16 protein-coding genes are annotated in these 19683 nt (G+C 59.8%); 7 read left to right on the top strand and 9 right to left on the bottom strand.

What is annotated here, in order from left to right:
- Positions 1–14: 14 nt before the first annotated feature.
- Complete coding sequence (locus ET34_RS0107115; protein WP_031520706.1) at positions 15–1142, bottom strand: YbfB/YjiJ family MFS transporter; 1128 nt, start codon at positions 1140–1142, stop codon at positions 15–17.
- Between the two features lie 155 nt (positions 1143–1297).
- Between ET34_RS0107115 and fghA the strand changes: the two genes are divergently transcribed.
- On the top strand, positions 1298–2128 hold the full coding sequence (fghA, locus tag ET34_RS0107110; RefSeq protein WP_031520705.1) for an S-formylglutathione hydrolase: 831 nt from the start codon (positions 1298–1300) through the stop codon (positions 2126–2128).
- 154 nt (positions 2129–2282) lie between these two features.
- Here fghA and cirA read toward each other — a convergent pair whose 3' ends face one another.
- The 3 genes from cirA to yieE all read right to left on the bottom strand — a co-directional run bounded on the left by cirA (position 2283) and on the right by yieE (position 7076).
- The gene (gene cirA / locus ET34_RS0107105; protein ID WP_031520704.1) at positions 2283–4256 is read right to left on the bottom strand and encodes a catecholate siderophore receptor CirA; all 1974 of its coding nucleotides are present in this window, start codon (positions 4254–4256) and stop codon (positions 2283–2285) included.
- Between the two features lie 318 nt (positions 4257–4574).
- Positions 4575–6044 (bottom strand): amino acid permease, encoded by a 1470-nt coding sequence (locus tag ET34_RS0107095; protein WP_031520701.1) that lies wholly within the window; start codon positions 6042–6044, stop codon positions 4575–4577.
- A gap of 165 nt (positions 6045–6209) precedes the next feature.
- Positions 6210–7076: a DNA-binding transcriptional regulator YeiE gene (yieE, locus tag ET34_RS0107090; protein WP_031520699.1), complete on the bottom strand. Its 867-nt coding sequence runs from the start codon at positions 7074–7076 to the stop codon at positions 6210–6212.
- 119 nt (positions 7077–7195) lie between these two features.
- On the opposite strand from yieE, the gene ET34_RS0107085 reads away from it, so the two are divergent.
- On the top strand, positions 7196–8245 hold the full coding sequence (locus ET34_RS0107085; RefSeq protein WP_031520697.1) for a YeiH family putative sulfate export transporter: 1050 nt from the start codon (positions 7196–7198) through the stop codon (positions 8243–8245).
- Between the two features lie 75 nt (positions 8246–8320).
- A complete protein-coding gene (gene nfo / locus ET34_RS0107080) occupies positions 8321–9169 on the top strand; it encodes a deoxyribonuclease IV (protein WP_031520696.1) in 849 nt (282 codons plus the stop codon).
- A gap of 616 nt (positions 9170–9785) precedes the next feature.
- Here nfo and fruA read toward each other — a convergent pair.
- From fruA to ET34_RS0107060, 4 genes are all read right to left on the bottom strand, one after another.
- Entirely contained in the window at positions 9786–11480 is a 1695-nt protein-coding gene (gene fruA, locus ET34_RS0107075; protein WP_031520694.1) for a PTS fructose transporter subunit IIBC, read from the bottom strand.
- 16 nt (positions 11481–11496) lie between these two features.
- Positions 11497–12435, bottom strand: a complete 939-nt coding sequence (gene fruK / locus ET34_RS0107070; RefSeq protein ID WP_031520692.1) for a 1-phosphofructokinase — start codon at positions 12433–12435, stop codon at positions 11497–11499.
- Entirely contained in the window at positions 12432–13565 is a 1134-nt protein-coding gene (fruB, locus tag ET34_RS0107065; RefSeq protein ID WP_031520690.1) for a fused PTS fructose transporter subunit IIA/HPr protein, read from the bottom strand. The genes fruK and fruB overlap by 4 nt, the downstream gene beginning before the upstream one ends.
- A gap of 276 nt (positions 13566–13841) precedes the next feature.
- A complete protein-coding gene (locus ET34_RS0107060) occupies positions 13842–14096 on the bottom strand; it encodes a YkgJ family cysteine cluster protein (protein ID WP_031520688.1) in 255 nt (84 codons plus the stop codon).
- 161 nt (positions 14097–14257) lie between these two features.
- Between ET34_RS0107060 and yeiP the strand changes: the two genes are divergently transcribed.
- Positions 14258–14830, top strand: coding sequence for an elongation factor P-like protein YeiP (yeiP, locus tag ET34_RS0107055; RefSeq protein ID WP_031520686.1), 573 nt, complete (start codon positions 14258–14260; stop codon positions 14828–14830).
- Positions 14831–14876: 46 nt separating this feature from the next.
- Here the strand turns inward: yeiP and uxuA are convergent, their stop codons facing one another.
- Positions 14877–16067 (bottom strand): mannonate dehydratase, encoded by a 1191-nt coding sequence (uxuA, locus tag ET34_RS0107050; RefSeq protein WP_031520685.1) that lies wholly within the window; start codon positions 16065–16067, stop codon positions 14877–14879.
- Between the two features lie 205 nt (positions 16068–16272).
- Between uxuA and ET34_RS0107045 the strand changes: the two genes are divergently transcribed.
- From ET34_RS0107045 to ET34_RS0107035, 3 genes are all read left to right on the top strand, one after another.
- Complete coding sequence (locus ET34_RS0107045) at positions 16273–17739, top strand: mannitol dehydrogenase family protein (RefSeq protein ID WP_031520682.1); 1467 nt, start codon at positions 16273–16275, stop codon at positions 17737–17739.
- A 132-nt stretch (positions 17740–17871) separates the two neighbouring features.
- On the top strand, positions 17872–18858 hold the full coding sequence (locus ET34_RS0107040; protein ID WP_031520680.1) for a CobW family GTP-binding protein: 987 nt from the start codon (positions 17872–17874) through the stop codon (positions 18856–18858).
- Positions 18859–18891: 33 nt separating this feature from the next.
- On the top strand, positions 18892–19611 hold the full coding sequence (locus ET34_RS0107035; protein WP_031520678.1) for a phosphatase PAP2 family protein: 720 nt from the start codon (positions 18892–18894) through the stop codon (positions 19609–19611).
- Positions 19612–19683: the final 72 nt, after the last annotated feature.

Raw genomic sequence — 19683 nt, 5'->3', positions numbered from 1 at the left:
ATTGCTGAATCCTTTTATTCATCACGATGCCACACCAGCAGCCCGCCGATAAACAGCGCCGCCCCGGCCAGCCAGAGCGCCGGTTCGAGACGGTGCAGCAGCGCGGTCGCCAGCGACGAGGTCACCGGCCCGACAAGCTGTCCGAGGGCGTAACCGGTGGTCAGCAGCCCCGCCATATAGCGGCTGTGCGCCGGGGCCAGTTCGCGACCGTACTGCATGGAGAGCTGTACCGCGCAGAGAAAGCCGCCGCCCACCAGCAGCGAGCCGGTTACCAGCCCGGCCATACCCGGCAGGCTGGCGGCCGCGCTCACGCCGATGCCCTGCAGCCAGAGCACCAGCGCCAGGCGATGATTGCTCAGCAGGCGATGGCGCAGCAGGATGCTGAGCGCGATGCCGACCACCGCCGCGATGCCGAACACCGGCCAGACAAACTGGGCGAACAGGCTACCGGGAAAACGCTGCGCCGCCATCTGCGACAAAAACGTCGCGGGCAGGATGTAACCAAAACCCGCCAGGCTGTAGCTCCACACCAGCTTTCTCAGGCCAGGAGTTAACATCAGCGGCGGCGGCGCGCTCTCCGGGCGGTGCAGCTCGCCGCGCCCCGGCAGGTTGCGGGCGATAAGCGCGATCAGCACCAGCGCCAGCACGCCGTACACCAGCCAGCCGCCCCAGGCGGGCATCCCGTAAGACTGAACGCCCAGCGCCAGCAGGCCGCTGAGGGCAATACCCGCCCCCGGCCCGGCAAACACCGCGGCGCTGAGTCCCGGCCTGCCGTGGTGCGCCAGCTGTTCGTTAGTCCAGGCAGCGATGAGCACCAGCCCCCAGCCGCTCATGCAGCCAATCACGAAGCGCAGTACGCCGTGTAACAGCGCGTCATTGGCGACGGCTGAAAGCAGCGTGAGCGCCACGGCGCCCCAGACGCCGCCATGTAACCGCCACTCAACGCGCGTAGTGGCGCGCATCGCATCCCAGGCGCCCACCAGATAACCGAGGTAGTTACAGGCGGCCACCAGCCCGGCCGACGTCAGGGTCAGTTCGCCGTCGCGGATCATCAGCGGCACCTGGGGCGTAAAGGCAAAGCGCCCGATGCCCATCACCACCACCAGTGCCAGAAAGCCACTCATTGCAATACGCAGCGCCACGGCCTGTCCTCTTGTTATATTTTTGTTATCAGCATGATGCCGCAGATAAGTTAGCAGGAGAAGTAAAACCTCTGCTGGCTTAATCCATTCCTTGCGTTAATGCGAAACCGCACGGACACTTAGGGTTATGCCATCAATGAAAGAGGAGAACCCGGATGGAAATGGTTGAAGAACATCGTATTTTTGCAGGCCAGCAGCAGCGCTGGCGCCATACTTCGTCGGTGCTCCAGTGCGAGATGACATTCAGTATTTTTATTCCGCCAGCGCGCCACGACGCGCCGCCGCCGGTGCTTTACTGGCTGTCAGGCCTGACCTGCAACGATGAGAACTTCACCACCAAAGCCGGAGCGCAGCGCGTGGCGGCAGAGCTGGGTATCGTGCTGGTGATGCCGGATACCAGCCCGCGCGGCGACGCGGTGGCGGATGATGACGCTTACGATCTGGGTAAAGGTGCCGGGTTTTATCTCAACGCCACCCGTGAACCCTGGGCGGCGCACTACCGGATGTATGACTACCTGCGCGATGAGCTGCCGGCGTTGATCCGCAGTCACTTCACGGTTGGCGAGCGAGAATCCATTTTCGGGCATTCGATGGGCGGTCACGGGGCGCTGGTGATGGCGCTGAAAAATCCGGGCCGCTTCCGGTCGGTATCGGCCTTTGCGCCTATTGTCAATCCGGCGGCGGTGCCCTGGGGTGAGAAGGCGTTCAGCGCCTATCTCGGCGATGACCGTGCGGCGTGGCAGGCGTGGGACAGCTGTGCCCTGATGGAAAATGCCGATGCGATGCTGCCGACGCTTATCGATCAGGGCGAGAGCGACAATTTCCTTGAAGGGCAGCTGAAGCCTGAGCGCCTGGCGGCGGTGGCGAAGGCCAAAGGCTGGCCGCTGGAACTGCGGATGCAGCCGGGGTATGACCACAGCTACTACTTCATCGCCAGCTTTGTCGAAGACCACCTGCGTTTCCACGCGCAGCATTTGTTTTCATAAAAAAACCCGGTCGTTGACCGGGTTATGCCTGTGCTAAACGGCGGGTGCGCATGGTAAACGGCGGGTGCGCAAGCTTACCCGCCCTACCCCGCCCAGGGCCCGCCCTGAAACCGGTAGGGTGGGTAAGCGCAGCGCACCCACCTTCAGGCTCCCGTCAGAAACGGTAATCCATCGCCAGGAAGTAGCGGCGGCCGTCTTCGTTGTAGCTGTAATCGTCGCGGCTGAGATCTTTATCACCCAGGTTCATCACCCCGGCGCGCAGCTTGACGTTTTTCGTCGCCTGCCATGCGCCACCCGCGTTCCAGATCACGTACCCGCCCGGCGTCGGGCCGTCGGTGGTGGTGGTGCGCTTCTCACCGGTATAGTTGGCGGAAACATAGAATGACCAGTCGGCCAGCGGCTTCCAGTCTACCGTTCCGTTAGCGGTGTGCAGCGGTAACTCGGAGAGCGGTTTGTTACCGCCGTCGCTGAGATCGCGCCCGTCGTTATAGGTGTAGTTCAGCGTCAGCTTCCACTGGTCATCGAACGGTATTTTCAGTTCGGTTTCCACCCCGCGAATACGCGCCTTATTGACGTTGTAGTAGCGGAATATCGGGTTACCGGTTTCATCATCAAAGCCAACGAAGTTGTCATAAGACGGTGCCAGCCCGCGATTAGCGGTGCGGTTGATACCGATCATATCGTCGATATCGTTCTGGAACGTGGTGATGCTGGCATCAACGCCCTCCAGCCAGCCCTCTTCCCCCGCATAGTAAATACCGATCTCATAGCTCTCGCTGGTTTCCGGCTTCAGCTCAGGGCTACCGACGATCTGGCAGCTGCCGCGGCACGAACCGGTGGTCCAGTCCGGGCTAAGCTGCAGCAGGGACGGCGCTTTAAAGGCGGTTGACCAGCCCCCTTTCACCGTTACGGTATCGGTGGCGTTATAGACGAGGTAGGCACGCGGGCTCCAGTGATCGCCGTAGGTTTCGTGATCGTCCATACGCAGGCCCGCGGTCAGCGCCAGCGGATCGATAATGCGCCATTCGTCTTCCAGGAACAGGGCGTACTGGGTGGCAGAGGTTTTGCTGCTGGAGCCGCCGGTCAGGTTAACCGGATCGCTCAGTTTGTCGTGACGCCACTCTCCGCCGAAGGTCAGCATCTGGTTGATTTCACCCAGCGGCAGCATGAATTTGCCGTCCACGGCGTTGCTCTCGGAGGTAATGCCCTGGCTGCCCGGATTTTTGTTATCCACTTTTTCGCCGTAGAACTTCAGCTCGCTGTTACCCAGATCCCAGCGCCCGTTGTGGCCCAGCGAGTAGTTCTGGCGCTCCAGACGGTTTTTATCCAGCGAGTCGGAATCGCGGTCCTGACGGTTAAAGCCGTAGCCGAAGTTGAAGTCGTGGTTTTCATGCGGCGTCAGGGCAAATTCCACGTTGGCATCGCGGCTGGTGAAGCCTTCGATACGCGGCGATTCGCCGCTGGCGCTGCTCGTGGAATCCTGCTGCTGATCCTTTTCACGCTTTGACAGGTTGCCGTACACCTTCACCCCCAGCAGATCGTCAATCAGCGGGCCGCTGGTGAAGAACTGCCCTTTGTGGGTATCGCCGCGGTCGCGGTGTTCCTGAATGGTGGTATCGGCGGTCACCGAGCCGTGCCAGCCGCTGCCGACTTTTTTGGTGATGATGTTCACCACGCCGCCGAGCGCGTCTGAACCGTAAAGGGAGGACATCGGGCCGCGCACCACTTCAATGCGTTCGATGGCTTCCACCGGCACCCAGTTGAGATCGAAATCGTTGTGGCGGAATACCACATTGCGGGAGTTAACGCGCTTACCGTCTACCAGAATCAGGGTGTAGCTGCTGCTGAGGCCGCGCAGGCTGACCCCTTTGCGGTTATCGCCTTCGTTAGTGAGCTGAACGCCGGGGATCTCCTGCAGCACGTCCTTCAAATTATTCACCGGACGGCGCTGCAGATCTTCCTGAGTAATGACGCTGATACTGGCGGGCGCGTCCTTCAGATTCTGTTCCGTTGCTGACGCCGTGACCACCATGGTATCGGCGTTATCATCAACCGCCAGAACCGGCAGCGCCAGGGTAAACAGAGACGCGCACAGGCCTCCGCGCATTACAGCATTCAACCTAAACATTCCATTTCTCCATGAGGTAAACACAACTGCAAATAAGGTATTGCTCACAGGGGTCGCTCGCTGCACGGCAGCGCAAGCGTAATGTTATGTAACAGGTACAGGCGAGACTTAACCCCATGAATGGGATGCTTATTTATATGAATGGCCGCCGGGTTGTTTACGTCCTGTTACAAGTGCGGCAAACGATAAAGCAAATGATAATCCTTATCAATACTATTACTGTAAAGAAACGGTCATCTGGCGGGATTAGCAGCAATCGACGGGGAAACGGGCGGGAAAAGCAGACTCCCCTCCTGCGGATGCAGGAGGGGATGGGGATTATTTGGTAAAGCGTTCCGGGAATTCCATATCGCGATAGGCCACGAAGCGGGTGCCGCGGGTGAACTTATAGCCAAACCAGATAATCAGGAACAGCGGGATACCGATGTAGGTCGCCGCCACGCCGCCCCAGTCAATGGTGTCTGACAGGAAGGCTTCATAATTCTGACCCAGCGTGATGATCAGGCACAGCACGAAGGCGAAAATCGGCCCCAGCGGGAAGAAGCCCGAGCGGTACGGCAGGTTATCCAGCGAGTGGCCCTGCATCACATAGCCGCGACGGAAACGGTAGTGGCTGATGGCGATGCCAAGCCAGGCGATAAACCCGGTCATCCCCGAGGTGTTGAGCAGCCACAGGTAGACGGTCTGGTTGCCAAACATGGACGTCAGGAAGCACAGCCCGGCAATCACCGTGGTGGCATACAGCGCGTTACGCGGTACGCCGCCCTGAGAGAGCTTCGCAAAGATGCGCGGCGCTTTGCCGTCACAGGCCAGGGTGTAGAGCATACGGGTTGAGGCGTACATACCGGAGTTACCCGCCGACAGCACCGCCGTCAGGATCACCGCATTCATGATCGCCGCCGCGCCCAGCAGGCCCGCGTGTTCAAACACCAGGGTGAACGGGCTGACGCTAATGTCTTTCACATCGTTACGCAGCAGGCTCGGATCGGTATACGGGATAATCAGGCTGATAATCAGGATGGCGAACACATAGAACAGCAGGATACGCCAGAACACCTGACGCACCGCGCGCGGGATGTTCTTCTCCGGGTTTTCGGATTCGCCCGCAGCAATGCCGATAAGCTCGGTGCCCTGGAACGAGAAGCCGACAATCATCGCCACGCCAATCATGGCGGCAAAGCCACCGGCAAACGGCGCTTCGCCAACAGACCAGTTGCTCCAGCCCGCCGGTTTCGCGCCCTGGAAGATGCCGACGATCATCAGGATGCCGACGATGATAAAGATAACGACGGTAGCGACCTTAATCAGCGAGAACCAGTACTCCGCCTCGCCAAAGCCTTTCACCGAGATCCAGTTCAGCAGGAACATGATGCCGAGGAACAGCGCGCTCCAGATCCAGCCCGGGGTGTCCGGGAACCAGTACGACATCACCAGCTGTGCCGCCACCAGATCCACCGCGATGGTCACCGCCCAGTTGTACCAGTAGTTCCAGCCCAGCGCGAAGCCGAAGCCTTCTTCCACGTATTTTTGCCCGTAGGTCGCAAACGAGCCGGAAACCGGCATGTACGCCGCCAGTTCGCCGAGGCTGGTCATCAGGAAATAGACCATCAGGCCAATCAGAATATAGGAGAGCAGCGCTCCGCCCGGACCCGCCTGGGAGATGGTCGCCCCGGAGGCGACAAACAGGCCGGTACCGATCGAACCGCCGATGGCGATCATGGTGAGATGGCGCGCCTTTAGTTCGCGCCGCAGCGCAGGCTGTTGTGTGGTTTTAGATTCCGAAACCATAGGAATATCTTGTCCATCCAAAAAATGAGGCGCGATTGTAGCAGACCAGACCGCGCCCGCAGGGGATAAATGCGCAGTTATAAGAGAGCTTCATGATCGCCCGAGGATTATAAGTAAAGCAGGATTATGGGGGTTTGCGAGCCGCCCGTTGGGGGCGGCTGGGGATCAGATGTCGCAGTAGCGCAGAAAGCGCATCAGGGCGCTGGAGAGGTGCTTCTGACGATGGCGAATGCGGTATAACGTGCGCACCAGGCGCGGCAGCGGCACCGGCACCTCCACCAGCGAGCCGGTTTCCAGCTGCTCGGCGATTACCCGGCGCGACAGGCAACTGATGCCCAGGCCGTGGCGCACGGCGTGCTTGATGGCCTCGGAGTTGCCTAGCTCCATGCCCAATTGAAACTGCGGCAGGTGCGACAGCAGCAGATAATCGACGATTTCCCGGGTGCCGGAGCCGCGCTCGCGCAGGATCCAGGGGGCGGCGGCGAGACTTCCCAGCGTCACCGGCGCGTTGAATATCGCGCTACCGGGGGCGGCAAACACTACCAGCTCGTCTTCCAGCCAGGGTTCAGTCACGATGTCCGCGGTATGACACGGCCCTTCAATAAGGCCGATATCGACGCGAAAATCCGCCACCGCGTTAATCACGTCCTGACTGTTGCCGACGCTCAGCTCCAGCGGCAGGCCAGGGAAATCGCGGCGATAGCGGGCGATGATCTCCGGCAGAATGTAGTTGCCGATGGTGCTGCTGGCGTACACGCGGATCGCGCCGTTGTCCTCGCGAAACAGCTGTTCTATCTCCCCCGCCTGTTCCAGCAGCGCCACCACGCGCGGATAGAGCAGCCGACCATGCTCGTTCACCACCAGCCGCTTCCCTACCCGGTCGAAAAGCTGGACGCCAAGCTGCCCTTCGAGATCCGCCAGCGCGGCACTGACCGCCGACTGTGACAGCGCCAGCATCTGCGAGGCCTGCGTGGTGGAGCCGCTTTTCAGGACTTCGGCAAACACTTCCAGCTGGCGAAGGGTAATGTGCATAGGGTGTTCCGCAATAAAGGCAATGTTGTTACCACTTATATTGGTTGATTATAAATATATAATCAATTTTATTTTTAAGCGCGCCGACCTTACGCTTTCCTCAATTTAAGGAGGCGACGATGACTGCGCTTACACTCTCTGATTCTGGCCGCTCGCTGCGGCAATTAGTTCCCGGCCTGACCTGCAGCGCCGTGATTACCGGCGTGGCGTTATATGCAGGCGCCCTGCCAGCCTTTTCCCGTGCCGGGCTGAGCGCCCTGACCCTCGCAATTTTGTCCGGCATGATCATTGGCAATACCCTGTGGCCGCGGCTCAGCCCGCGCTGCGAGCCGGGGGTTCTGTTCGCGAAGCAACATTTGCTGCGGCTGGGAATTATTCTCTACGGTTTTCGCCTGACGTTCGGGCAAATCGCCGGGGTCGGGGCCAGCGGGCTGCTGATCGATATCCTGACCCTGAGCACCACCTTTATGCTCGCCTGCTGGCTGGGGCAGAAGATCTTCAGGCTGGATCGCCAGACCAGCTGGCTTATCGGCGCGGGCAGCAGCATCTGCGGCGCGGCGGCAATTCTTGCGACCGAGCCGGTGGTGAAAGCCGAAGCCAGCAAAGTGACCGTCGCCATCGCCACGGTGGTGATTTTTGGCACCCTGTCGATGGTTATCTATCCCCTGCTCTGGCCGTGGCTGGCAGCCTGGTTTAGTCCGCAGACTTACGGGGTGTTTATCGGCTCCACGGTGCATGAAGTCGCGCAGGTGGTGGCGGCGGGCGAGGCAGTCTCCCCGGATGCAGGTAACGCGGCGGTAATTGCCAAAATGCTGCGCGTGATGATGCTGGCTCCATTCCTGCTGCTGATCGCCGCGCGGGTGAAGCAGCTGGCCCCTGCCGGAGAGGCGGCTGGCGGCACGATCACCGTGCCGTGGTTTGCCCTGCTGTTTGTGCTGGTCGCCATCATCAACTCATTCCATCTGCTGCCTGCGGTAGCGGTTGACGCGCTGGTGACGCTGGACACCGTGCTGCTGACGATGGCGATGGCGGCGCTGGGGCTGACCACGCATATCAGCGCGCTAAAACAGGCAGGCATACGTCCGCTGCTGCTGGCGCTGGTGCTGCTGGTCTGGCTGATTATCGGCGGCGGCGCGATCAATCTGGCGGTCACTTATTTGCTGGCGTAATCAGTGCGACGCAGCGGGGCAAGAGCGGTTATGATACCGCCTTTTACCCCTGCGGGTTGCGAAGAGAGACGACAGATGAAGTTTATTGGAGCGCATGTCAGCGCCTCAGGCGGTGTAGCGAACGCTGCTATCCGTGCCGCGGAAATTAATGCCAGCGCTTTTGCGCTGTTTACTAAAAACCAGCGCCAGTGGAAAGCCGCGGCGCTCACCCCCGCGGCAATTGACGATTTTAAGCGCGCCTGCGACACCCACAATTTTCAGCCAGGCCAGATCCTGCCGCATGACAGCTACCTGATTAACCTCGGGCACCCGGAACAGGAAGCGCTGGACAAGTCCCGCGAAGCGTTTATCGATGAACTGCAGCGCTGCGAGCAGCTCGGGCTGACGCTGCTCAATTTCCATCCCGGCAGTCACCTGACGAAGATCCCGGTCGACGACTGTCTGGCGCGCATTGCCGAATCCATCAACATCGCGCTGGATAAGACTGCGGGCGTGACGGCGGTGATTGAAAACACCGCCGGTCAGGGCAGTAATCTCGGGTTCCGTTTCGAACATCTGGCGGCGATCATCGACGGCGTGGAAGATAAATCCCGCGTCGGGGTCTGCATCGATACCTGCCACGCTTTCGCCGCCGGGTACGACCTGCGCAGCGCAGAAGCGTGTGAGCAAACCTTCGCCGAGTTCGGGCGCGTGGTTGGTTTTAACTATCTGCGCGGCATGCACCTCAACGACGCGAAAAGCGCCTTTGGCAGCCGCGTTGACCGCCACCACAGCCTTGGCGAAGGCAATATCGGCCACGAGGCCTTTGCCTGGATCATGCGCGACCCGCGGTTCGACAATATTCCGATGATCCTCGAAACCATCAACCCGGATATCTGGGCCGAAGAGATCGCCTGGCTGCGCGCGCAGCAGCACGCCGCCTGACCGGTCAACGGTGGGTGCACGTCGTTTATCTGCCTCGGAACTGCGGGAGCGTTCAGCGGTGGGTGCACTTCGTTTACCCACCCTACGAGCGCACCTGAAATCACGAAATATATCCCATGCCGGAGGGATGGCCCCGTCCGGCATCAAAACCGCCGCGGCGCAGGCGTTGAGTCCGGGCTGGCGGTCGGGAACCGCCAGAGGGCGCGAGCCCCGGGATGGGGTATCGCGCCCGACCGGAAGCGAAACGCCGGAGGCAAGGGCAGCCCGCAGGGCCGGTTTTTTAGCCGGGAGCCGGGATTGTGAAGGGGGCGGCGGCGAGCCCCCTTCACCCGTTCACGTGCGGCAGCGTTCCCATGTAAATACCGTGCCCCGGTGAACGGAACCTTCACCGCCCTGCCATAGTCCTCACGCCAAACCCGGTGGATGCACGTTAAAGGTGGGTGCGCTACGCTTACCCACCCTACAATTACTGCCATAGCCTCATGCCAGAACGGGGCGCAGGATAAACGGTGGGCGCACTCCGTTTACCCACCCTACAATTCCCCCTGCCTCAAGCCATCCCCCATAAAAAAAGGGCCGATTCGCATCGGCCCTTTTCACTCTGTCTTAACAACCCTTACGCGGCTTTCGCTGCCAGCTCGCTTTCCGGACGTTTCAGGAAGGCATAGGCCAGCCCCGCCACAAGGGTACCGGCAACGATCGCCAGCAGGTAACCCAGCACCGGCGTAATTGCGCCTGGGATCAGCAGCACAAACAGCCCGCCGTGCGGAGCCATCAGCTTAGCGCCTACCGCCATAGAGATGGCACCGGTCAGCGCACCGCCGACGATACAGCACGGCAGCACGCGCATCGGATCGCGCGCCGCGAACGGAATCGCACCTTCGGAGATAAAGCACAGGCCAAGTACCAGCGCGGCTTTACCACCTTCCTGCTGGCCTTTGTCGAACTTACGACGCGCCACCAGCGTTGCCAGCCCCATCGCCAGCGGTGGCACCATGCCAGCGGCCATGATCGCCGCCATCGGTGCATAGGTCTGAGTACTCAGCAGGCCCACGCCAAACGCGTATGCCGCTTTGTTCACCGGACCGCCCATGTCGGTACACATCATGCCGCCGAGGATCGCCCCGAGCAGGACCGCATTCGCTGTGCCCATCGTCTGCAGCCAGTGGGTCAGACCCGCCAGGATACCGGAAACCGGTTTGCCGATGACGTAGATCATCGCCAGCCCTACGACCAGGCTTGAGATCAGCGGAATAATCAGGATAGGTTTCAGGGCTTCCATGCTGTTCGGCAGCTTCAGCTTCGTGCTGATTGCACGCGCCACGTAGCCCGCAAGGAAACCGGCAATGATACCGCCGATAAACCCGGAACCGGTGCTCACCGCCAGCATACCGCCGATGAGACCCGGCGTCAGACCCGGACGGTCAGCAATGGAGAAGGCGATAAACCCGGCAAGGACCGGCACCATCAGGGCAAACGCGGAGCCGCCGCCGATCTGCATCAGCGCCGCCGCCAGCGTACCTTCGACTTTAAAGGCTTCGATACCAAACACGAACGACAGTGCGATCAGCAGACCGCCCGCAACCACCATCGGCAGCATGTAGGAAACGCCGGTCAGCAGGTGACGATACGGACCCGCGCTCTCTTTTTTGTCGGAGGTTGCAGCAGCACTGCTCTGCCCCGCCGGCTGATACGGCTTCGCCTGGGCTACCGCTTTGTCGAACTCCTGCGCGGTTTTCTTCAGCGCCAGCCCGGTCGAGGTGCGGTACATCGGTTTACCGGCGAACTTCGCCAGATCCACTTCGATGTCAGCCGCCACGATCACCAGATCGGCGTCGGCAATCTCTTCCGGGGTGATGGCATTGCCGGCACCCACGGAACCACGGGTTTCCACCTTCGCCCACCAGCCGCGTTTTTTCGCTTCGGTTTCGATGGCTTCTGCCGCCATAAAGGTGTGCGCCACGCCGGTCGGACAGGCAGTCACCGCCACGATACGCTTCGCACCGCCCGCGGCAGGCTGCGGGGCGGCAACCGCCGCCGGTGCCTGATACGGCTGGGCCATGTCTTTAGCTTCGCTCAGGAACAGCTCCGGGTGCGCCACGGCGCGATCGATATCGCCGAGGTACACGTTTTTGCCGTTCAGCGCGCTGTCAGTTGGCATTGCGCTGCCAACGACAATGGCCAGCTCGGCGTCATTCGGGTTGTCGATAATCTCAAGGTGCGCTTTCTGCGCCGCGGCGCTGAGCAGGGTTTTCGCGATGTACGCGCGGGCCTGGCCCAGTCCGGATTCAATAATCAGCAGCGTTTTCATTATGCCTCTCCTGCTGTCAGTTAAAGGGTTTCAAGTCGACGCGCGCCATCATTGCGGCCAACTGGGTTCTGTCAGTGATACCGACGTTGCTCTGGCTCACCGCCAGCGCCGCGACGGCCGTTGCCAGACGCAACGTGTGTTCGCTTGATTCACGCATCAGCAGACCGTAAATCAGACCGCCAACCATCGAGTCGCCGGCACCCACGGTGCTGACCACCTCAACGGAAGGCGGTGTGGCAATCCATTCGCCGGAGGCGTTAACCCACAGCGCGCCCTCTTCGCCCAGCGAAATCACCACGTGGGCGATCCCCTGCTCGCGAAGCGCGTGCGCGGCTTCAATCACATCTTTCAGCTCGGGCAGTTTGCGCCCGGCCCAGATTTCCAGCTCGCGACGGTTCGGCTTCACCAGCCACGGCGAGGCTTTCAGTCCGGCCACCAGCGCATCGCGGCTGCTGTCGAAGATGATGCACGGGCACTGGCTGCGCAGACGTGTCATCCAGTCGGTGAAGGCTTCCGGGCTGACGCCGGACGGCAGACTGCCGCTGACGCAGACCATATCGAACTGGCCGAGCCAGCTCAGGGAATCAGTAACGAAACGCTCCCAGTCTGCCGGGGTCACTTCAAAGCCGGAGAAGTTCAGATCGGTGACTTCGCCATCTTTTTCCGTCAGCTTCACGTTGATGCGGGTACGGCCCTGCACCACCTGGAAGCGGTTGGCGATGCCCAGCTCGCTGAACAGCTGCTGAAAACCATCCTGGTTGTCTTTACCGAGGAAGCCGCCGACGGTGACGTCGATACCAAGATCTTTCAGCACTTTGGCTACGTTGATACCTTTGCCTGCTGCATGCAGCCCGGTGGTACGCACCAGGTTGACTTCGCCGCGCTCGATCTCTGTGCAGTAGCCGACCAGATCGTAGGCCGGGTTCAGGGTGATTGTGGCTACGCGTCTGCTCATGCTGCGCCCTCCCCAAGGCCGGCGGCGATGGCGTCGCCAATCGCTTTCAGCGCCTGTTCAGCATCTTCGCCCTGGGCGGTAAAGCGCAGGCGGTGACCGTGCTTCACGCCAAGCGCCACCACTTTCATCAGGCTGCGACCGTTGGCCGGTTTGCCGCTGCCGTCGAGATTGGTGACGGTAATATCGCTGTTGAACTGTTTGATGGTATTCACCAGCACGGTGCCCGGACGGGCGTGCAGACCATGCTCGTTGCGTACCGTAAACTCGGCGCTCAGCACGTCTTCAGCCAGCGCGTCGTCGCTGGTAAGCAGCGCCAGCAGCGTCGCGCTGTCGGCGTTCAGCAGACGGTCAGCTTTGTTCGCCAGCAGCAGGTCGCTCAGGCGGTTCAGCACGGCCAGCGGCTGATCGTCAACCACGGCCACGGTCAGCAGCAGCCCGACCGTCGCGCCGTGCTGTTCAAAAATATTGGCCGGACGGCTGACGGCGATGGCGCTCGCCAGGTTGCCTTCCGGGCTGTCGTTCAGCCAGATGCCCTGACCGAGATTCAGCGGCTTGCCGGTAATGACGTTGGATAAAAAAGTGGTATCAACCGCGCCCGCTTCACTCAGACGTCCGGCGTTCAGCGCCTGAAGCGTCACCAGATCGCTGGCGGTAACGTCAAGGGAGAACATCTCGTTATCCAGCTTCAGGCCGGAGACCTGCTTCTCGCCCATCAGCAGCGCGCGCAGCTCTTCCGCGGTAGTGGCGGTTTTCAGCGCCTCCGCCACGTTATCGTCGCTCAGAACGTGGGTCAGCTGGCGCAGCAGACCGAGGTGCTCATCGGAGCTGGCAGCGATGCCGATAGCGACATACGCTACCTGATCGTCGCCCCAGGTCACGCCCTGCGGGAACTGGAACACCTGCACGCCGGTTTTCAGCACCTGGTCGCGGGTGTCGGTGGTGCCGTGGGGAATCGCGATGCCGTTACCGAGGAACGTCGAGGTCTGCTGCTCGCGGGCCAGCATGCCGTTGACGTAGCCATCCGCCACGTTCCCGGCCTGCACCAGCGCAGCGGCAATCTGACGGATCGCCTCTTCTTTATTACCGGCCTGCATGCCGGGATGAATGTCCTGCACAGATAATTCGAACATAGGTCTCCTCGCTTGCTGAAATTGAATCGTTTCAGCCATTCTGCGAAATGTAGCGCCAGCCTGTGTGTTCACCTCACTCCGGCCACGCTGAAACGTTTCAAGGAGTTTCATGATATCCAGTAAAGCTGGCAAGCAAAGTCGTGAATAGCGTGACAAAATTTAGATATGCCGCACAAATCTGATTTTAGTTGACGAATTAGCTGAAGTTGAGCGAGGCGGTTGATAAAAAAATTCAGCTTATGTTCAGCGGGGTTACAGCATCTATTAATGAGGGCGTTATGGGGCGGTCAGCGCTTCGAGGTGAATCAGGTACTCCATCGCCTGTTGGCGGGTGCGCCCGCACATTTCTGCGGCAGGCTGAAGCCCGGCGCAGACCTTCGGGCGCAGCGGGGAGCCGAAGATTTTACAGCGCTGGTGCTGGTCAAGCTGAACGCAGGGGGTGTTGGCAGGCTTGCCGTTCGGCATACCGGGGATCGGACTGGAAATGGACGGGGCGGTGCAGCAGGCACCACAGTCTGAGCGGCAGTCCATTCGAGTCCTCATCGGTTTATTTACGCATAGCGCGGGCGAATAATGCTGCGCACACTACCCTGTTTACTGCTGCAACGCAAAAGCCATCAATTCCGCTTGCCTGCACCTGACGCCGCGAGTACCTTGACGCGATATTTTTTGCCACTTTAAGGGATGTTTTTATGCCAAGAGCGAATGAAGTTAAAAAAGGTATGGCTATCAATTACAACGGCAAACTGCTGCTGGTAAAAGATATTGATATTCAGGCACCGAGCGCCCGCGGGGCGGCGACGCTGTACAAAATGCGTTTCTCCGACGTGCGCACTGGTCTGAAGGTGGAAGAACGCTTTAAGGGTGACGATATTCTCGACACCATCAGCCTGTCGCGTCGCCAGGTGACCTTCTCCTACGTGGACGGCAACGAATACGTGTTTATGGATAACGAAGACTACACGCCGTTCACCTTCAATAAAGAGCAGATTGAAGAAGAGCTGCAGTTCATTCCGGAAGGCGGTATGCCGGGTATCCAGGTGCTGACCTGGGACGGCCAGCTGCTGGCGCTGGAGCTTCCGCAGACCGTGGATCTGGAGATCGTTGAGACCGCACCGGGTATCAAGGGGGCTTCTGCCAGCTCGCGTACCAAGCCGGCCACGCTCTCTACCGGCCTGGTAATTCAGGTGCCGGAATATCTGGTCAGCGGGGAGAAGATCCGCATTCATATCGCAGAAAAGCGCTACATGGGCCGCGCCGACTGATAAAAAAGGGACAGCCTGGGCTGTCCCTTTTTTTCGTTCAGCAACTTTACAGCAATTCCGGGAACAGCGTCTTTTTCAGCGCCAGTTCCACGCCGCGCACTTCCGCCAGCCCCTTCAGACGACCAATCGCCGAGTAGCCCGGGTTGGTTTTCTTACGCAGGTCGTCCAGCATCTGGTGCCCGTGGTCCGGGCGGAACGGGATGGGACGCCGATCGCCGGCATTTTTACGGCGCAGCTCCTCTTTCAGGATCGCCGCTACCACTGCCACCATATCCACATCGCCGCCAAGATGCGCCGCTTCATGGAAAGTTTTCGGGTTTGCTTCCCGACAGGTTGAACGCAGGTGGGTAAAGTGGATGCGGTCGCCAAAGGTTTCCACCATCTTCACCAGATCGTTATCCGCGCGTACGCCGTAGGAGCCGGTACACATGGTGAAACCGTTATGAATGCTGTCCACGGTCTCTTTCAGCCACTGCATATCCTCAATGGTCGAGACGATGCGCGGCAGGCCGAGGATCGGGCGCGGCGGATCGTCCGGGTGTACCGCCAGCCGCACGCCAGCCTCTTCTGCCACCGGCACAATGGCACGCAGGAAATACGCCATGTTTTCGCGCAGTGCCGCTTTATCAATGCCGGCATATTCATTCAGGCGGGCGCGGAACTGGTCCAGGGTATAGCCTTCTTCAGCCCCCGGCAGACCGGCGATGATATTAGCCACCAGCTTCTCGCGATCGGCCTCACTCGCCTGGTTAAACCATACCTGGGCGTCGTGCTGCTCCGCTTTGCTGTAATCCGCCTCCGCACCCGGGCGCTTCAGAATGTGCAGCTCAAACGCAGCAAACGCCGCCTGGTCAAAGCGCAACGCCTTAGAGCCGTCCGGCAGCTGATATTCGAGATCGGTACGCGTCCAGTCGAGGATTGGCATGAAGTTGTAGCACACGGTATCGATGCCGCAGGCCGCGAGGTTGCGAATGCTCTGCTGGTAGTTAGCAATATGCTTATCAACGTTACCGGTGTGGGTTTTAATCTCCTCATGCACCGGGATGCTCTCAACCACGGACCAGGTTAACCCTTTCTCGGCCAGCAGCACCTGACGCGCTTTGATCTCCTCCACCGGCCAGACTTCACCGTTGGGAATATGATGCAGGGCGGTCACTACCCCGGTCGCGCCTGCCTGACGCACATCATCCAGCGAGACCGGATCCTTAGGGCCATACCAACGCCAGGTTTGTTCCATGCTTCACCTCGATAAGTTGTTATACCAATTTTATAAATATGGATGACGACTACCATACATGCTTTCAGTTAACGGTCAAATTTCCCGGCAGCATTGATTGATCCACCTCACATTCTGATCTTATTTACGGCTTACCAATTCAATTTGCTGTCATATAACTTTACACTGCGCTTTGTTAATCAATGGTTAAGCAGGTATGAACTAAATGAATACAATTGCCTCCGCTCCGCTTCCCGAATCGGTTCGCCAGCCGCAGTACGACCGCAGCGCGTTACAAAACCGTATCGTCCACTTCGGCTTTGGTGCCTTTCATCGCGCACACCAGGCGCTGCTGACGGACCGGGTGCTTAACCTGCAGGGCGGTGACTGGGGCATCTGTGAGATCAGCCTGTTCAGCGGCGAACAACTGATGACCGCCCTGCGCGCTCAGGATCATCTCTATACCGTGCTGGAAAAAGGTGCTGAAGGTAACCAGGCAACGATCATCGGCGCGGTTAACGACTGCCGCAGCGCCACCCTCGACGGACTGGAAGCGGTGATCGAGGCATTTTGCGCGCCGCAGGTGGCGATTGTCTCCCTGACCATTACCGAAAAAGGCTACTGCATCGACCCGGCAACCGGCCGCCTCGATGTGACCAATACCCGCATCGTCCACGATCTGGAAAACCCGACCGCGCCGCAATCCGCACCCGGCATTCTGATAGAAGCGCTTTACCGTCGCCGCAGCCGTGGGCTGGCACCGTTTACCGTGCTCTCGTGCGATAACATTCCGGATAACGGCCACGTGGTGAAAAACGCGGTACTGGGGATGGCAGAGAAGCGCGATCCGGAGCTGGCGCGCTGGATCGCTGTTCAAGTTACCTTCCCGGGGACCATGGTGGATCGCATTGTGCCCGCCGCCACGCCGGACTCCCTCGCTGAGATCGCCACCGCGCTGGGCGGCGTGGACGATCCGGTTGCCATCAGCTGCGAACCCTTTATCCAGTGGGTGGTGGAAGATAATTTTGTTGCGGGCCGCCCGGACTGGGAAAAGGTGGGCGTACAGCTGGTCTCCGACGTGCTGCCCTGGGAAGAGATGAAGCTGCGTATGCTCAACGGCAGCCACTCGTTCCTGGCATATCTGGGTTACCTTGCCGGGTATGAGCACATCAGCGACTGCATGGCCGACCCGCATTTTAAACGCGCCGCACGCCAGCTGATGCTGGAGGAACAGGCGCCGACGCTGCGCATCACCGATGTCGATCTGGCCGGCTATGCCGACAGCCTGATCGACCGCTTTGCCAACCCGGCGCTGAAGCACCGCACCTGGCAGATCGCGATGGACGGCAGTCAGAAGTTGCCCCAGCGCATGCTGGAGGGCATTCGCTGGCATCTGAAACAGGAGCGGCCGTGGCCGCTGCTGGCGCTGGGGGTTGCCGGCTGGATGCGCTACGTCAGCGGCACCGACGATCGCGGGAACAGCATCGACGTGCGCGATCCGCTGCGTGAAGCCATTGACGCTCAGGTTGCAGGCAGCAGCGAGACCGGGCGCCCGGCTGTACTGCTGCGACTGAACGCTATCTTCGGCAGCGATCTGCCCGCCGATCCACGCTTCGTCAGCGCTGTTCAACAGGCATGGGACACCCTTTGCGAGGTCGGCGCCCGGGAGGCCGTTGCGCGCCTGGTCCGCTGATTTCCCTGCCCTTCCCCCACGGGCGCCCATCGCGGTGCTCGTGTTTTTCCTTCTCTTTCTTTGCGTTTTTCGCCAGGATGTTCCGGCATTTTCCCGCGCCACGCTGTGGCCTGAGCAAATTCTGGAGCGATTGTGACAAAGACCAACCTGATTACCGGTTTCCTGGGTAGCGGTAAAACCACCACCATTCTGCATCTGCTGGCAAACAAAGATCCGGCGGAAAAATGGGCCGTGCTGGTCAACGAATTTGGCGAAGTGGGCATTGACGGGGCGCTGCTCGCCGACAGCGGCGCATTGCTGAAAGAGATCCCCGGCGGTTGCATGTGCTGCGTTAACGGTTTACCGATGCAGGTGGGGTTAAATACCCTGCTGCGCCAGGGTAAGCCGGATCGCCTGCTGATCGAACCTACCGGACTCGGCCATCCAAAACAGATCCTCGATATGCTTACCGCTGCGGTTTACGAGCCGTGGATCGATCTGCGTGCCACTCTGTGCCTGCTCGACCCGCGTCAGCTGCTGGAGGAACAGTACACCAGCAACGATAACTTCCGCGATCAGCTCACCGCAGCCGACATCATCATTGCTAATAAAGAAGATAAAGCCGATGCCAGCAGCACGGCCGCACTCGACGCCTGGTGCAAGGCCCATCTTGACGGGCGCGAGCTACGCTTTACCTCCCGGGGTGAAATTGATGGCGCACTGCTGGACCTGCCGCGCAACGGCGCGCGTGAGGTGCCGGCCAGCGCGGCGCATCAGCACGGGCACAACATGGAACGCGGCCTCGGCGCGCTGAGCCTGCCGGGCCATCAGCGCTGGCGACGCAGCCTGAATCAGGGCCAGGGTTACCAGGCCTGCGGCTGGATCTTTGACAGCGAAACCCAGTTCGACACTATCGGCGTGCTGGAGTGGGCGCGTCTCGCCCCGGTGGATCGTGTGAAAGGCGTGCTGCGCATCCCCGAAGGGCTGGTGCGGGTTAACCGGCAGGGCAACGATTTTCATATTGAAACCCAAAGCGTGGCGCCGCCGGACAGTCGAATCGAACTTATTACGTCCGGCGATGCCGACTGGAATGCACTGCAATCCAGTTTGTTGAAGCTTCGTTTAACCGCATCGGACTAAGTTTGCGGCTGAATAATGACGTAGTGAATCACAATGAAAACATGTCGCCTGCTTCTCATCCTGCTGCTTAACGCAGCGGGTTTCCTGCTTTTCTTCTCCTGGTATCTGCCCGCACAGCATGGTTTCTGGTGGCCGATCGACACCGGGCTGTTCCACTTTTTCAACCACAAAATCGTCGAAAGCCAGTCGTTTCTCTGGTTCGTTGCGATTACCAACAATCGCGCTTTTGATGGCTGTTCGCTGCTCTGCATGGGGCTGTTGATGCTGTGGTTCTGGCGGCAGGCAGACAAGCCGGGACGCCGACGCGTGGTGATGATCGGCCTGACCATGCTGATGACCGCGGTGGTGCTGAACGTGCTGGGGCAGTCTGTCATTCCGGTGCAGCGCACCAGCCCGTCGCTGAGCTTTAATGATGTGGTGCGGGTGCGCGATCTGCTGCCGGCAATCCCCACCAAAGATGCCTCCCGCGACTCGTTCCCGGGGGATCACGGTATGATGCTGCTTATTTTCGCCTGCTTTATGTGGCGTTATTTTGGTCAAAAAGCGTTCGCTGTGGCACTGGTTATTTTTGTGGTGTTCGCATTGCCGCGAATGATGATTGGCGCCCACTGGTTTAGCGATATTTTCGTCGGTTCTTTATCGGTGGTGTTAGTCGGTTTGCCCTGGGTGTTATTAACCCCACTGGCGGATAAGGTTATTAATCAACTTAATCATCGATTACCCGGCAAATATAAACAAATCGATAACAAATAAATAAACTTCCATAACAAAAATCCCCCGTTATCACATCGGTAACGGGGGATTTTTTTGTCAGCGAAACGGCGA

Origin of the sequence: Siccibacter colletis (assembly GCF_000696575.1) — a bacterium.
In the GTDB taxonomy this organism is placed as follows: Bacteria; Pseudomonadota; Gammaproteobacteria; order Enterobacterales; family Enterobacteriaceae; genus Siccibacter; species Siccibacter colletis.
Note: the sequence above shows the minus strand (reverse complement) of the source record. Positions and strands in the feature narration are given on the sequence as shown.